The following is a 15,028-nucleotide window of genomic DNA, read 5'->3' as shown; positions in this document are numbered from 1 at the left end:
CGGCGCGTTGTCACCCAACGGTTTGGCCGTCCGTTTCGTGGTTGCCCGTTTCGTGATTGCCCGTTTCATGGGTGAAGCGGGCGACCACAGCGAAACGCCCGGCGGCGGGCGTCCCAACCACCCCCGTCCGGCCAACCGTCACCCAGGCATGGGCCAGCATCCGCCGCCCGCCCTCAGTCGCCTCTTGATCGGTCGTTTCGTCATCGGACAGAGCCATGCCGAAATGCACGGTGGCGGGAATGCCGCGTCGGCCCAACATGGCCCTGGCGGCGAGCGCCTGGGGCAAGCAAAGCGCGGTCCATGGCAGATGGCGGGCGGTTCGCTCAACCGTCTGACCGATCCGCCGGACTTGGGCCTGCCGAATCAGATCGACCGGGGCGACGGCTCCATCGGATCGTTCACGCGCCAGGGGACCAAGGCTGATCGCGATCCACCGGAAGGGCAAAACCGCCAGCAGAAGCTGCGCCAACGCCAACCAGACCGCCGCCTCCGCTGCCAGCCACTGATCCGCCAACGGCAGGGCGAGGAGTTTACGCAGCCGACGCATTGTCCGTGACGAGCAGGCCACGTTCGCGCAGCGCGCCCAGAAAACGCTCGACCTCCTGCCGGGCCTCGTCGGGGGCCACGTCATATTCAGCGGTCAGCGCGTCCACCAACTCATCGACCGCCACCGGCGCCGCGAGCAGTTCCCAGATGCGGGAGCCAACGGAGTTCAGATTGAAGTAACGGCCCTGCTCGACGCTCATCATCAGCAGTTCCCCGTCGACATCGGCGGTCAGCAGGCCATCGGCGCGGCGAAGCGTTCCGCAAGCTTCCGTCGGGTTGTTCATGGATGTCTCCGTCGTCTTGCCCCTGCATGGCCCCGGCGTCAGCCGCGCCGCTCGGTGGGCATTTTTGCCCGGCATGCTTATCACAAATACCCGAATCGTTCCATCATCGGGTGGTGGGCGGCGGCGATGGCGTCGCTCTGCGCCGTGGTCAGAACCTTGGCCCAGGCTCCAACCCGACCGGATCGGAAGAAAGGCGCGGTTGATCGCGACGAGCGTTCGGAGAAACCGGATTGGCGCTCCTGACGTTGCAACTCAGTAAAATCGCTGAAGCGAACGGAGCGCTCCACCCGTTCCTGTCGCTTTTCAAGCCCCATAAAGGCGACCACCGCGCCGAACGCCTCCACAGGATTGGCCCGCAAATCCTCGAATCGCAGGATATGGACGGGAAAATCGGATTGGTCGACCCAACTTGCGGCATGGGCGCTCCAATCGCTGACCCCTTGCTCAACCTGCGGGACGTATTTGCCACGATATCCAGCGATCCGCTGTTTGGGGTTGTTCAGCATCTTGATCGCGCGGTCGAACGTCACATTGTAGTGAAACGCCAGCGATACAGCCACGTCGCGCGGGTCGCGGAGAATATAAACCGCTGACCAAGCGTCCCCCCGCCCGAAGAGAGGCGTGCCATCGATGGTGACGCCGTGTTTGTCATGGACCTTGATGCAATTGATCCTGTCGCACCGCTGGACAAAATCCTCCATAATGATGGAGCGGAGAAGGTTTGTTTCGTCAAAGCTGAGCAGATTCGGATCAACGATGCTTTTTTCCTCAAGAAAATCCTTCCGAACCGGATAAGGGCTGTTCAGATCAATCCGGTTGATGTCGATTGGCGCGTCGGCTGCGAAAAGATAATTGGCGATCAGCAACCGAAGCCATGTGTTGCCTGATTTCATGTAAGAGGCGAGCCAAACGATCTTGCCCCCGGACGGCATCACACCTCCTTGTCGATCTGCGCGAGCACAGCGGCGACCGTGTCGTCCAGCAATGCGAAATCCATGGCGCGGTCCAGCAGAAAAACCCGAACCCGACCGAGCAAGGCGGCGATCTGCTGGAACAGGTCAGCGTCGCGCCCCAGATGGCTGGCCGTCTTTGAGCGATACACCTCGTCGCGCACCAACGCAGCGGCGTCGACAGGATCCAGCGGCGTCAAATCGAACCGACCTGGTGAATCCGCTTTCCGCAGGATGATGATCGTGGTTAGCGGCGTCGGTCCTTGCGTCGCCATCCTCGGCGGATCAACGTGGAATTTTTTAAGGCATGGTCGAACTGGCGGTCCCAGACAATCGGTCAGCGCAAGCTGTTCGACAGCGTCCATCCACAATCGGTGCTGCCGCCCATCTGGCAGGATGGTGGGCACACCGCCGTCATCGAAGCGGATGGCGGCGACGTCGTCGCCAACGAAATCACAACCCGCCTGGCAAAGCGCCGCCGCCAGGGTGGATTTCCCGGCGCCGGTGACGCCGCACAAGGCCACCCCCCGGCCCCGATACGAAAGGGTGGCGGCGTGCAAAACAAGCTGTCCGCGCTGATGAAGCAAGACGCCGAAGGCGGTGCCCAGCAGGAAGGGCGCGGCGTCGGTGGTGGTCGACGACGCGTGGAGATCAACGACAACCTCGTTTCCATTCGTGACGAGGAAACGCGCGACTTGTGGAACCCGAAACAGAAAAGCGGCGTCGTCAAGTTGCCACGTCGGCCCGACCCGAATTGCGGCGTCCAGCGCTGCTGGCGCCGTGCCGCACCGAACGCGCACATCCGTCTGAGACAAGACCTCGTCTGCGATCACCATCCCTGGAAGAGGAAAATCGGATGCGACGGCAAGACCGCAGACTCGATAGTAAAACAACGATCATCTCTACGATTAACGACACCAACACAAATCAGAAGACAGACCTGCGTTACGACGGGCCGAAAGAAGGATCCGTTTCATTCGTTTGGTTGGTTTTTGCTTCAGTGAGGCTCTTGATGGCCTGATCGCGGATTTCCGGAGCCATCCAGGCCTTCTTGCCAAGAACGGGCGCGGCATTCACCGGATTCAAGGAGTCACGCGAATTCATGGTTCTACCTTCAAGGCGTTTGGCGTTGCCAGCCTTCGTTTCCATAAGGCGTCAACGTCAAGTTTATGCGGGAAGGTGGGGAAAAGGCAAGCGCCGATGGCGCCGAGCCAATTCCTGCGCGTTGGGGATGCAGATTGACGCGCCCCAGGCTTCACGCTGGCGGGGTGGGTGAGCGCCAGATCATACGCCAGGACGGTCCTTCCGTTCCATCCTCGACGAAACCCAAGCGGCGATAGAGATTTTGCGCCGGGTTCCGCATGTCCACGCTCAGACTCACCGTTCGCCCGTCGTCCGCCGCCCGCGCCTGCACGGCCTGAAGAAGCGCGCGCCCCAGCCCGCCCCCCCGCCGTTCCGGCAACAGCGACACGTCCACGACGCGCAAATCCGCGTCGGTGTGGGCAAGATACAGCCGTCCGACCGATTCGTCTCCGCAGGTCAGGATCATGAAATCCGGATCGGCGTAAGCGGCGGCGTAATGGCGCGTCTGCAACGCGAACTGGGAGGTCAGGAAGGCGTGTTTCATCGCCTCGGGCCACCCCGTCGGCTCCAGCTCCGCCATCCGCACGGACATGTAGAGCCGCAACAAAAAGGGAGCATCCTCAACGGCTTCAGTCCGCAAGGCGAACCCTCGCGCCGCCCAAGGGGCGGGCGGCGCGAGGGTTGGTTTGGGCGTCACCGGCAAAAGATCAGTTCCGCACCGGGTATACGCCGTCAACGTTGATGGCGAACACCATGGTCAGGTAAGGCTGCCGATTCTCGTGCGGACTCACCGCGCCGGCCGCGATGCCGCAAGCGGGCGCGATGGTGTTGGGGTGCAGGGTGCTGTTGGGGGTTGTGACCTTGGTGTAGGCCGGCACCGCGTTGGCGCCCGTGGAATTGGGCTGCACCGGACGAGCCAGCCAGGATTGGTTGGCGGTCGGCGTGGCCGTGGTGTTCGTCAATGCCTGGGCCGGAACCGCTCCCTGGATGGTCAGCGTGTGGGTGTGCGAGGGCAGTTGCGCAGAGTTGAGCGTCGCCGTCTTGGCGCCGACCGTGGTGGCGCCCCACGACCGGGGCGACAGGCCGGGGCCTGTGCCCTGCCCCATCACGCAGAAACCCGCAAGGTTGGGCACCTTGAAGGTCTGCATCGCTGTGCCACCCCAGGTGTTGCCAATGATGCTATAGAGCGCTTGATGGTCCTGCACATTGTATTGCCCGCCATTGCAGGCGAGCCAACCCTGCGGAATATAGCCAAAGGGGAAAATGCGGATTTCTCCGATAAAGGCGTCCATATTTTTGCCCCTCTCTTACGCGCGGGTGGGGAAAGTGCCATTCAAGGCGATCATGTAAGTCAGAATGGCGGTTGGCATGACGTTGGGGTGCGCCGTCGCTGAGCCAGCGGTGGAAATTGAGCCAGCGGTGGAAATCGTGCCGGCGATCGGATTGGTCGGCGTCGCGCCAGCGGTCCCCAAGCCAGACTTAAGATACTGAGTCGTCGGCGACGCCGTGTTGGCGTACATGACGGTGGGGCCGGGCGTCGGGCTGGCGGCGGCGGCGCCCGCAGTCACCAGGTTGTGGGTGTGCGGCCCCATGTTCGCCGCCGTCAAGGCGACGGTCTCGGCGCCGCCGCTCTGGGACAACACGCGATTTGTCAGGCCGGTCCCCGTACCCTGGCCAATCGGAATGCGGCCACGCAGATCCGGAAGGGCGAAAGTGTTGACGCCGTCGCCGCCATAGGTCGTGCCGATTATGGCGTAGAGGGCTTGATACTCGGAGATCTTCAGAAGGGTGCCGTCGCACAAATTCCAGTTGGCTGGTGGGTACTTTCCAGCGAACAAGCGAATTTCGCCAACAAAATAATCACTCATGGGGTGTTTCCTTTCCTAAGGTTTCTGGTCGTCATCAGTTGCGCGGCGGATAGATGCCGCTTGTGGCGATGCAGAAGTTCAAAACCAGGAAAGGCTGCATGTTGTTGTGCGCCGCGCCGTCGCCTGTCGTCGAGAGGACGGCCGGGTTGAGCGGTATCGGAGCCGGGCCGGGTGAGGCGAAAAGGTTTGGCGCCACGAGAACGATGGGGCTTGTCGCCGTCCCGGAGATGCTGGACCCAACCGAGTTGGCTGTGGCGCCCGCCGTACTCAACACGTTCAGCGTGTGCTGGTGCTGGGGGGTCTGCGCGGCGGTCAACGCCACGGTCTCCACGCCCATGGCCTTGCCCCGCACATACTCGCCCGAAGTGTCGTTATAGTTTTGATCGACCGGCACCCGTCCGCGCAGGTCGGGCAATTGGAAGGTGTTTTTCCCGTCCCCGCCGTAGGTCGTCCCGATCAGCGAGTACAGCGCCTGATTCTGTTGGATTTGCATGACAGTTCCGTCACACACATGCCAATCTTGCGGAGCCCAGTTCATCGGAAACAGTCGAATTTCACCTAGGAACCAATCGCTCATGGCGTCCCTCCTCCCAGCCTTGCCACCAAATCCGAGGCGTCTGGGCCGATTGCGACCGACAACCTCGGATACTGCCAACAGCATATATCATGAGTTGATTTTGTCTTGTCTCATCAAATTGTGACAAACACAGACAACACATGCAAACGGGTGCGCCGGAAATTTCAATTGTGTAGCAATAGGAGCCGCGCGACATGTAAACGTGTTTTGTTTGCAATAAAATTCCACCTTTGATAATCGCCGCAGCGCTTGAACGGCCCTTTCCAGCCCGACTCGAACGCCTCGCCCGCTCGGTCTTGGTTCCAACCCGGCGGATGGTTCGCTAGGGTTGCGCCGCCCGCCCGCCAGAAAGCCGCGAACCAACATGCCGTTGTTCCAGTTCCATCTGCCCCGCCTCTGGTTGGCCGCCAAGACGCCAATCGGCGAATTCGCGCGCTTCCTCCATGACGTCGCCGCGTTCGCCGGTTGGCGGCTGGGGGGGCTGGCGGCGCTGACCGTGATCGCCGCCCTGGCTGAAGGGGCGGGCCTGCTGCTGCTGGCGCCGCTTTTGTCGATGGTCGGGGTTGGGGGCGGACAAGCGGGAAAAGGCGATCTGTGGCTGGCGCCTCTGGGGCTGGAAGGCGCGTTGGCGCTCTATGTGATCCTGGTCGCGGCGGCGGCGCTGGTGATCGCGGCGCGCGGGGATCGGGTGGCGCGCCTGCGGCTCGGCTATGTCGACCATCTGCGCCGCCAACTGCACGAGGCGGTCGCCGGGATGGAATGGCGCGCCTTCAACCGGCTGGCTGGCGCGGAGGTGGTCAACGCGGTGATCGGCGAGGCGCAACGCGCCGCGAACGGTCTGGAATTCCTGCTCCGCTCCGCCGGTTGGGCGGTGGAAATCCCGGTTCTGTTGGCCGTGGCGCTGCGGCTGTCGCCTACGATGACCGGCGCGGCGCTGGCGCTGGGCGCCCTGTCTCTGGCGCTGTCGCGGCCATTGAGCCGCCACGCCCACCGACTCGGGCGGCAAGCCGTGGCCGGGATGCAAGCCCTGCACCGCGACTTGTCGGAGGATCTGGCCGGCATGCGGGTGATCCGCGCCATCGGGCTGGAGGCGGAGCGCGCCCGGCTTTTTGAAACGCGCATGCGCGACGTCCGCGCCGACATGATCGCGTTTCAACGCCAATCCGGATGGGCGCGCGCGGTGACGCAGGGGTTGGCGGCAACGGCGGCGGCGGTCGCCGTCTGGTTCGCTGTGCGGGTTCTGGATATGGAACTGGCCGGAACCCTGGTGTTGATGGCGGCCTTCGCCCGGCTTCTCACCACGGCGCAGCGCATCCAGGACGCTTGGCGGATCGTGCTGCACGCGCTGCCCGCCCACGCCGCCGTGCTTGACCTTCTGAACCGCTGCCGAACCGACATGGTGGACTCGGAAACGCCTGCCGCGTCGCCACCGGCCGACCTGTCCCACACGGCGGCGCTGACGCAGGGGGTGCGGTTGGACGGCGTTGGGATCCGGTACACCCCGGATGGCCCATGGGCCTTGTCCGGCATCGACACGGTCGTGCCCGCGCGCGCCGTCACCACCCTGGTTGGGCGGTCGGGCGCCGGAAAATCGACGCTGGCCGACCTGCTGCTCGGCCTCATCGAACCAGACCAGGGCCGGATGCTGATCGACGGCCAGCCGGTGGCCGGAGGCGCGGCGCGGCGGTCCTGGCGGCGGCGCGTCGGGTATGTGCCGCAGGACAGCTTCCTGTTCCGCGACAGCGTTCGGGTCAATCTCGCCATCGCGTGCCGGGCGAACGGCGGCGGCGACGGCGATAAACGCTTGTGGGCGGCCCTGGAGCAGGCCGACGCCGCCGATTTCGTCCGGGCGCTTCCCCAGGGCCTCGACACCATGGTGGGTGATCGCGGCGCCTTGCTGTCGGGCGGTCAGCGCCAGCGGCTGGCCTTGGCGCGGGCGCTGCTGTCGGGGCCGGATGTGTTGATTCTTGACGAGGCGACCAGCGCGCTTGACCATGAATCCGAACAGCGCATCCTGAACGTGATGCAGACTCTGAAGGCCAGCATCACGATTGTGCTGATCGCTCACCGGCCATCGACCGTTCAGTTCGCCGACCATGTCATCGTCCTCGACGCCGGGCGGCTGGTCGCATCCGGCCCTTGGCCCGTCGTAAAAGCCGCCTCCCCGCATCTGGCCCATCTGGCGATGGATTGAGAAGGCCGGGTCAAGAATCCCGGATCGTCATGGCGCCGGATGGCCCCGCCCGCTATGGTGGCGTTCCCGCTCACCATTCCCGCATCGACCATGTTGGACACCAACGCGCCGCTGATCGCCGCCTTCGCGCATCACCAATCCGGCCGCGTCGCCGAAGCGGAGGAGCAATACCGGCTGATTCTGGAACGCGAGCCAGCCCAGGCTGATGTCTGGCAACTTTTTGGCGTTCTGGCCTCGCAATCTGGTCGTCACGATCTTGCCGCGCAAAATCTGCTGCACGCCCTGGCCTTGTCCCCAGAATCCCCGGCCCATCTCCTCTCCGCCGCCGCCGTGTTCAACGCCGCCGGTCATCAGGATGTTGCGGAGACCTTGCTCCGCCGCGCGCTGCGGCTGCGCGGCGACATCGTCGAGGCGCTGCGCCAGCTCTGCGAACGCTGGGGTTGGCAGGGTCGCTACGCGGAGGCGATTCCCCTGGCCCGCGTTCAGTCGGCGCTTGACCCCAGCGCCGCCGGGCCGATCCTGGACGTCGGCGCGATGAGCGGCCAGATCGGGCGGATCGAAGAGGCGCGAACAGCGCTCCACCGCGCCGCCCGCCTGGATCCCGCCAGCGCCGCCGCCTTCAATCTGGCATGGCTCGACGTCGTGGACGCGAGGCGGCACGACATGGCCGAGGTTCGGCTGCGCGTCGCGCTCGCCGCCAACCCGACCCATGTTGACGCGCTGCACAACATGGGTTGCAGCCTGCTCAACCTCTCCCGCCCGCGTGAGGCGGCGATGTGCCTTGCCCGCGCCAACCGGCTGGCGCCGCACCGGATCGACGTCGTCAACGCGATCGCCAGCGCCGGGCTGTATCTGCCGCTGCCCGACGCCGAACCATGCTTTCAAGCGGCGCATGCGTTCGAGGAGCGTTTCCTGCGCCCGCTCTATCCGCAGGATCCCGCGCACGCCAATTGGCCGGATCCCAACCGTCGCCTGCGCGTCGGCTATCTCAGCACCGATCTGCACGCCGCCCAGCCGGTGGCGCGCAACCTTGAGCCGGTTCTGCGGGCGCATGACCGCGAGCGGTTCGACCTGTTCGTCTATTCCGACATTCCCATCCTCGACCCCACCGTGGAGCGGTTCCAGGCGTTGAGCGGCGGCTGGCGCATGGTCGCCGGTTTGAGCGACGAGGCGCTCGCCCAGGGAATCCGCTCCGACGGCATCGACATTCTGGTGGTCCTCGCCGGGCATTTCGACGGGAACCGCCTCAGCGTCTGCGCCCACCAACCGGCGCCGGTCCAGATCAGCCACCACGACGTGACGACCAGCGCCATGCCGGTGATCGACGCCTTGATCGTTGATCGGGTGATCGGCGCCCGCCCGCTGAGCGAATGTTTCACCGAACGTCTGATGCGCCTGCCCTCCTACGTCATCATGGCGCCGCCGGATGATCCGCCGCCGCTGACCCCGCCGCCGCTGCTGCGCAACGGGTTTCCCACCTTTGGCTGCTTCAACAACCCGGCCAAAATGTCGGACGCGACGCTGGATCTGTGGGCCAGGGTGCTGAGCGCGACGCCGGACGCGCGGCTGCGGTTGAAGTATCAAAAACACTACGACGCCCCGGCCTGCCGTGCGCGCATCCTGGACCACCTCGTGGCGGGCGGCGTCGATCCGACGCGGGTCGAATTCCTGCCCGGCAGCCTGAACAGCGTGTCCGAGCATCTGGCGCTGTATGACGGCGTCGACGTGGCGCTCGACCCGTTCCCCTTCAGCGGATCCACCACCACCTTCGAGGCCCTGTTCATGGGCGTGCCGGTCGTGACCCTGCCGCAGCCGCGCCTTGTCGCCCGGTGGAGCGCCTCCATCCTGACGACCGTCGGACTGACGTCCTTCATCGCCGACTCGCCCGACGATTACATCGCCATCGCCCAGCGTGCGGCGACCGACAGCCATGGGCTGGCGACGCTGCGGGCTGGGCTGCGGGAGCGGGTTTTGGCTTCTTCTTTGTGCGACGCCCCCCGCATGGCCCGCCATCTGGAGCGTGTTTACCGCGCGTTGTGGCGGCGCTGGTGCGCCAAGGTCGCTCAAAAACAACGGAACGGAGAGGGTGAGGCATGACTCGTTGGAACGCCGGGTACGTCGCCGATGTCGAATATGGCGCGGGCCTGTTTCGCGAACAGGCGCCCGCTCACCTTGATCTCGTCTGCCTGCTCAACGGGGTGGAGCCGCCATCGCGGGGGACGATTTCACCTGGTGCGAATTGGGTTGCGGCCAGGGGATCACCGCCAACGTCGTGGCCGCCGCCAACCCGCGCGCGAACGTCCATGCCGTCGATTTCCACCTCGCCCACATCGCCAGCGCCCGCGCCATGGCCAAGGCCGCCGATTTGGGGAACGTCACCTTCCACGAGCGGAGTTTCGAGGATCTCGTCGACGGCGCCGGGCCGGAGCTGCCCGCCTTTGATTACATCACCCTGCACGGCGTTTACAGTTGGGTCGGGCCGGAGACGCGACGGGCGATCGTCCGCTTTCTTGATCGCGCGCTGAAGCCGGGCGGCGTCGCCTATGTCAGCTACAATTCGCTGTCGGCCTGGGCGCCGTTGCTGCCGTTGCAGCGCCTGTTGCAGGAATACGCCCGCAACGCCGCCGGAAACAGCGTCGAGGCGGTTCGTCAGGGGATGGAATTCGCCGAAGCGCTGCAAGCGGCCGGCGCCGTCACCTTGGGCGGGCCGGAACTGTTGCGGCGCGTGCGCAATCCGGGTCCCCTTGATGAGAACAAGCACTGGGCCTATCTGGCGCATGAATATCTGAACGCTCATTGGCAACCCTTGCTGCACGCCGATGTGGCGCGCGACATGGCGGCGGCGGCGCTGACCTACGCCGGGGCGGCGCACATCTTCCAGAATGAGCCGACCTTGACGTTGAGCGCGGCGCAGCGCGCGCTGTTGGCCGGGATCGCCGATCCAACCGCGCGCGAGACCTTCGCCGATTATTGCGGGCAGGAGGGGCATCGCTGCGACGTGTTCGCGCGCGACGCCCGTCCCCTCTCCCCCCAGCGGCGCGACGCCAAGCTGCGCGACCTCGGGCTGGCGCAGATCGCTCCCATCGCCCTGCCCTTCACCATCCAAGCCGTGGATGGGCCGGTTGTGCTGGAGGAGCGGGTGTATGGCCCGATCCTCGCCGCTCTGGCCGAGGCGCCGCGCCGCGTCGGCGACCTGCTCGACCTTCCCGCCGTGCTGGAAAGCGGCCAAGCGCCCTCACCCCGCGACCTTGTCCTTTGTCTGACGGGTCTGGGAGTCGCGCTGCCGGTCATCGGGGGTTTGGACGGGGGGATTCTGCCGTCGGTCCAGCGCTTCAACCGCGCGCAAAGCGCCGCCGCGATGGCGGATGGCAGAGCGGTCGCGTTTCTGGCGTCCTCGGTCGGCGGCGCCGGGCTGACGGCGAGCGCCGCCGAAGCGATGCTCCACCACGGGCTTCAAACCGGCGCGCCGATGGAGCCGGCGCTTTTGGTCGATCACTATCTCGGCCCCTTCCAGGTGATGGCCTTCGCCAACAATCCGGCGGAACTGGACGCGGAGGCGCAACGCCGCTTCGCGTTGACGTCCGCCATCGACCATGCACAGCGCGTCACTCTGCCCGTATGGCGGCGGTTGGGCATGGTGTGACGGTTGCGGCGCTTATCCTGAACAAAAAAGGGTCGGCTCAATCGAGCCGACCCTTTTTCACGCTCTCAACCAGAAAACCGCAGCGTCACGCCATGAAATTCGGCGTCGCCGTGACGTTCGCGGCCTTTTCCAGCACCTGACCGACCCGCAGCAGGGTTTCCTCGTCGAACGGACGACCGATCAATTGCAGGCCCAGCGGCAGACCGTCGGCGCCCAAGCCCGCCGGAACCGACATGGCGGGCAGACCGGCGAGGTTGATCGGCACGGTGAAGACGTCGTTCAGGTACATCTGCACCGGATCGTCCATCTTCTCGCCAATCGCGAAAGGCGTGCTGGGCGCGGTCGGGGTCAGGATGACGTCGCAGCTCTTGAACGCCTCGTCAAAGTCCCACTTGATGCGGGTGCGCACCTGGCGGGCCTTGTTGTAATAGGCGTCGTAGTAACCGGCTGACAGCACATAGGTGCCGATCAGGATGCGGCGCTGCACTTCCTTGCCGAAACCGGCGCCGCGCGTGTTCTCGTACAGCTCGTTCAGGCTGCCGCCCTCGACCCGCAGGCCAAAGCGGACGCCGTCGTAGCGCGCGAGGTTGGAGGACGCCTCCGCTGGGGCGATGATGTAATAGGCGGCCAGCGCGTATTTGGTGTGCGGCAGGCTGATCTCGACCGGAACGGCGCCCGCGTCCTTCAGCCATTGGACGCCCTGGCTCCACAGCGCGTCAATTTCCGCCGACAGCCCTTCGACCCGGTATTCCTTGGGAATGCCGACGCGCAGGCCACGGATGTCGCCGGTCAGCGCGCCGAAAATCGGGAACCGCCAGTTCGACCAGTCGAGATCCTTGATCGAGCCGACACATGGAGCGCGAGCATATCGCCGCGTCTTCCACCGTGCGAGCCATCCGGCCCGGCCTGATCCAGCGAGGGAAGGCGTAGCGACGATGCCCCAGCGCGAGCACGCCCCGTAGTCGGCTGTGACGCCGACGTGCCGGTGTAGCCCGCCGGTTGACGAGATCGAACCCCGGTGTCGGTGCCGGTCGCGCCCAGCGCCACCCGCGCGCCACCGCCGCCGCCGAGCCGCCGGAGGGACCCGCCCGCGACGATCTTGCGATCCATGACCGGGCTGGCCGTGACTCCAGGGGCTTGACCGTCTCGCCCTGGTGGGCGGTGATGAGTCGCCGATCCCATGGCGAACTCGTCCCAGATTGACCTTGCCGAGCAAACCGCTCCGTCCGCCAGAGCTCGACGTCACCGTCGATTCATACCCGGCACCACCGCTCGAGGAGGTGGTCCCGCCTGGTGGCGACGCCCTTGTGCAGAACAGATCCTCACCCGCATGGGCAGGCGTCCATCGCCCGGCCTCGCCCTTGCCGGCGCTCGTCCTGGCTTTGGCATCGACAGGCCGGTGTCCGGCGTTTTCAGTGATGGAAAATGTTGAAGGCCGCCCTGCTCGACCGCGCGCACATGCGCCTCGGTCAGTTCCACACGGTGAAGTCCTTTTTGGCAAGCCGTCCAGCGCCCCCGCCCATGGTCAGATGCGTAACGCCTCATCACTCGACCACCTCGTCACGACGTAGAACTTCGACCGTTCCGCCGTTGGAACAGAAACCTTGCGCGGCTTAACGCATCCTCACCGCATCCTGCGCGGCGCAGACTTTTGCGCGCCACGCTGGTCATCGGCGGCACGTCGTCGTGTCCACTTCGTTCAGTTGCCACGAAGGTTCAGATTTGCTCAGTTCCCGCCAAAGCTTCCAGTTCCTCGTCCGGCACCTTGATGCGCCAGATCGCGATCTTGGCCACTTGGCCTTGTCGAGCGGACATGCCGTACTTCTCGCCAAAACATTGAAATTGCGGGAACTATCACCCGGAAACCCTCAACCGCAACGATTGCGGCGTGGTCGCGGCGTCAAAGCCCGCCAAGCGCCGCCAAAAACAGCAATCCGCCCAGCAGCGTCACCGCCCCCGCCCCGCCAAACGCCATGCCGCGTTCCGCCACATGGGCGGCGCGCGGGCGGGCCGACAGCAGCCGCTCCACCCCGCGCCGGGCGCCGATGCCGACGAATCCCGCCGCAGACGTGGTCAAGGCCACCCCCGCCGCCATCACCAGAACCGCCAGCAAGCCCGCCGGAACCATGTCGTTGGCCAGCGCGAACAGCAGCACCAGCACCGCCCCCGAACAGGGCCGACAGCCGACCGCAAAGGCCAACAGCCGGAAACCCCGACGCTCCGCCGCCGGAGGAGCGTGATGATGATGGTGGCCGCAAGCGTGGTCGTGCCCCTGATGATGACCGTGCTCGCTCAAGCCATGATCGTGGCCGCAGCCGACCTGCCCACGCGCCGCGCGCACCAACAGCCCCACCCCGATCAGCGTCATCACGCCATAGCTGGCAAGCTCCAGATAGCGGATCTGCCCCAGGGCGCTGGCCCGCGTCATGCCCAACAGCAGCACCGGCACGCCCACCAGCAGGATCGCCGCCAACGCCTGGGTCAGCGCCGCCCCAACCGACAGCAGCACGCCGCGCCGCCACGCCGCGCGATTCGCCAAAAAGTAAGAGGACACCACCAGCTTGCCATGCCCCGGCCCGGCGGCGTGCAGCACGCCATAAACAAAGGCGATCAAGCACAGCCACGCCCCGGCGACCAGCGAGCCGCCATCGGCGCCGTCCGCGTCGCGCATCTCCTGAAGCTGCCCGGTCATCCGGCGGCTGAGATCGGCTTGAAGGCGGTTCAGGCTCTGCGCCGCGCCGCGCAACGGTTCGGGCAGCAGCGACAGCGAGGCGGCGGCCTCGTCGGGCGCGGCGGCGCGGCCACCGGCCAGCGGGCTGGCCGCCAGCGCCGGAACGGCCAGCGCCAACCACAAGCCGAATGCAAGCAGACTGAGACGGCGCATGGGCCTCACCCGATGGTGCAGGACAGGCCGGCCACGCCGATGGGGCCGGTGATGTCGGTTTCGCGCTGGAATCGCTGGGTTTTGCACTGGTGGCGAAACGGCTTGCCATGCGCCTGCGGCGGCCCGGCCAGCGTGTATTCGATGAAGTAATCGGGATCGAAGCCCAGCAACTCCACCACGCCGGAGGCGACCGGCTTGTCCAACGGAATCATGAAGTGGAAGACCAGCGCCCCGCGCTCCGCCCGCGCGGTGAAGCCGCCCGCGTTGACGGCCTTCAGCGGCGCGCCGCCGACGGCGACGTCGGTGTAATAGTGAAAATCGCCAAGGAAGCGGAACACGTCGTTGTACAGCCCCTGAACGCCGCTGGCCGACAGTTGCTTTTCGCCCTTCTTCAGATAATCGGGCAGCATGGCTTGCGAGTACATCTCGTCAAAGCGCCAAGTGACGTCAATCGCCTCCAGCCCCTTGTCGGCGAACTGCAAACCGAAGGACACCTCCGCGAAGACATGCGGGTGCGCCGCCGCCGGTTCGCACAGCGCGATCACCCCCACCGCCGCCAGCAGCCCCAAACGCCGCATTCAGAAGGACGCAGGCGCGCCGGGCGGCGTCAGAAGAGGACAGCCGCAGTTCGGGCAGGCGGTGTTCTGCAACAGGGCGACGATGCGCGGATCGGCCAAGGTGCCGCCCAAGGCGCTTTCCAACGCGGCGATCTGGCGGCGATGATCCACCGACGCCCCGCAAGCGCCATCCAACAGAGCGCCATAATCGGATCCCGGCAGCGCGGTGAAGGCCCAGGCGTTCGACCCCGCCCCGCCCAGCGCCGCGCCAAGGCCGCCCAGCGCCAGACCGCGCAACAGACTCCGCCGTCCTGTTTTCATCGCCCGCTCGCTCCCGCTTCGCCGTGTTGGTCCGCCGACCATGATCCACCACCCCCGCAATACAGGGTCGTGACAACGTTATAACATAGCGGGAAATCCAGCAAGATCGCCGATCACCGCG

16 protein-coding genes are annotated in these 15,028 nt (G+C 65.6%); 4 read left to right on the top strand and 12 right to left on the bottom strand.

Translation table 11 applies throughout. The features are described from left to right. Positions 1 to 10: 10 nt before the first annotated feature. The 4 genes from D3877_RS03010 to D3877_RS29280 all read right to left on the bottom strand — a co-directional run bounded on the left by D3877_RS03010 (position 11) and on the right by D3877_RS29280 (position 2,055). Positions 11 to 547 (bottom strand): lasso peptide biosynthesis B2 protein, encoded by a 537-nt coding sequence (locus D3877_RS03010; protein ID WP_158599771.1) that lies wholly within the window; start codon positions 545 to 547, stop codon positions 11 to 13. Then, positions 531 to 830 (bottom strand): lasso peptide biosynthesis PqqD family chaperone, encoded by a 300-nt coding sequence (locus D3877_RS03005; protein ID WP_119829272.1) that lies wholly within the window; start codon positions 828 to 830, stop codon positions 531 to 533. Before D3877_RS03005 ends, D3877_RS03010 begins: the two co-directional genes overlap by 17 nt. Positions 831 to 910: 80 nt before the next feature. After that, entirely contained in the window at positions 911 to 1,723 is an 813-nt protein-coding gene (locus D3877_RS03000; protein WP_238474841.1) for a sulfotransferase domain-containing protein, read from the bottom strand. Positions 1,724 to 1,761: 38 nt separating this feature from the next. After that, complete coding sequence (locus D3877_RS29280) at positions 1,762 to 2,055, bottom strand: hypothetical protein (protein ID WP_147395079.1); 294 nt, start codon at positions 2,053 to 2,055, stop codon at positions 1,762 to 1,764. Positions 2,056 to 2,070: 15 nt separating this feature from the next. Here D3877_RS29280 and D3877_RS29275 point away from each other — a divergent pair, with 15 nt between their 5' ends. After that, positions 2,071 to 2,784 (top strand): hypothetical protein, encoded by a 714-nt coding sequence (locus D3877_RS29275; RefSeq protein ID WP_147395078.1) that lies wholly within the window; start codon positions 2,071 to 2,073, stop codon positions 2,782 to 2,784. Positions 2,785 to 3,035: 251 nt separating this feature from the next. On the opposite strand, the gene D3877_RS02990 is transcribed toward D3877_RS29275, so the two are convergent. The 4 genes from D3877_RS02990 to D3877_RS02975 all read right to left on the bottom strand — a co-directional run bounded on the left by D3877_RS02990 (position 3,036) and on the right by D3877_RS02975 (position 5,308). Further along, the gene (locus D3877_RS02990; RefSeq protein ID WP_199720687.1) at positions 3,036 to 3,503 is read right to left on the bottom strand and encodes a GNAT family N-acetyltransferase; all 468 of its coding nucleotides are present in this window, start codon (positions 3,501 to 3,503) and stop codon (positions 3,036 to 3,038) included. Positions 3,504 to 3,570: 67 nt separating this feature from the next. Continuing rightward, positions 3,571 to 4,155 carry a phage tail protein gene (locus D3877_RS02985; protein ID WP_119829268.1) on the bottom strand — a complete coding sequence of 195 codons (585 nt, stop codon included), beginning with the start codon at positions 4,153 to 4,155 and terminating at the stop codon, positions 3,571 to 3,573. Between the two features lie 15 nt (positions 4,156 to 4,170). Further along, positions 4,171 to 4,731 (bottom strand): phage tail protein, encoded by a 561-nt coding sequence (locus D3877_RS02980; RefSeq protein ID WP_119829267.1) that lies wholly within the window; start codon positions 4,729 to 4,731, stop codon positions 4,171 to 4,173. Positions 4,732 to 4,765: 34 nt separating this feature from the next. Beyond that, complete coding sequence (locus D3877_RS02975) at positions 4,766 to 5,308, bottom strand: phage tail protein (RefSeq protein ID WP_119829266.1); 543 nt, start codon at positions 5,306 to 5,308, stop codon at positions 4,766 to 4,768. Between the two features lie 364 nt (positions 5,309 to 5,672). Between D3877_RS02975 and D3877_RS02970 the strand changes: the two genes are divergently transcribed. From D3877_RS02970 to D3877_RS02960, 3 genes are all read left to right on the top strand, one after another. Then, on the top strand, positions 5,673 to 7,502 hold the full coding sequence (locus D3877_RS02970) for an ABC transporter ATP-binding protein (RefSeq protein ID WP_119829265.1): 1,830 nt from the start codon (positions 5,673 to 5,675) through the stop codon (positions 7,500 to 7,502). 39 nt (positions 7,503 to 7,541) lie between these two features. Continuing rightward, complete coding sequence (locus D3877_RS02965; RefSeq protein ID WP_119829264.1) at positions 7,542 to 9,599, top strand: O-linked N-acetylglucosamine transferase, SPINDLY family protein; 2,058 nt, start codon at positions 7,542 to 7,544, stop codon at positions 9,597 to 9,599. Positions 9,600 to 9,741: 142 nt separating this feature from the next. After that, complete coding sequence (locus D3877_RS02960; RefSeq protein ID WP_119829263.1) at positions 9,742 to 11,145, top strand: methyltransferase regulatory domain-containing protein; 1,404 nt, start codon at positions 9,742 to 9,744, stop codon at positions 11,143 to 11,145. A gap of 85 nt (positions 11,146 to 11,230) precedes the next feature. Here the strand turns inward: D3877_RS02960 and D3877_RS02955 are convergent, their stop codons facing one another. The 4 genes from D3877_RS02955 to D3877_RS02940 all read right to left on the bottom strand — a co-directional run bounded on the left by D3877_RS02955 (position 11,231) and on the right by D3877_RS02940 (position 14,907). Then, positions 11,231 to 12,391 (bottom strand): amidase family protein, encoded by a 1,161-nt coding sequence (locus D3877_RS02955; RefSeq protein WP_158599770.1) that lies wholly within the window; start codon positions 12,389 to 12,391, stop codon positions 11,231 to 11,233. 654 nt (positions 12,392 to 13,045) lie between these two features. Then, entirely contained in the window at positions 13,046 to 14,029 is a 984-nt protein-coding gene (locus D3877_RS02950; protein WP_119829262.1) for a nickel/cobalt transporter, read from the bottom strand. Positions 14,030 to 14,034: 5 nt separating this feature from the next. Then, the gene (locus D3877_RS02945) at positions 14,035 to 14,607 is read right to left on the bottom strand and encodes a DUF1007 family protein (RefSeq protein ID WP_119829261.1); all 573 of its coding nucleotides are present in this window, start codon (positions 14,605 to 14,607) and stop codon (positions 14,035 to 14,037) included. Continuing rightward, positions 14,608 to 14,907 carry a hypothetical protein gene (locus D3877_RS02940; protein ID WP_238474703.1) on the bottom strand — a complete coding sequence of 100 codons (300 nt, stop codon included), beginning with the start codon at positions 14,905 to 14,907 and terminating at the stop codon, positions 14,608 to 14,610. Positions 14,908 to 15,028 lie beyond the last annotated feature (121 nt).

Origin of the sequence: Azospirillum cavernae (genome assembly GCF_003590795.1) — a bacterium.
Taxonomy (GTDB): domain Bacteria; phylum Pseudomonadota; class Alphaproteobacteria; order Azospirillales; family Azospirillaceae; genus Azospirillum; species Azospirillum cavernae.
Note: the sequence above shows the minus strand (reverse complement) of the source record. Positions and strands in the feature narration are given on the sequence as shown.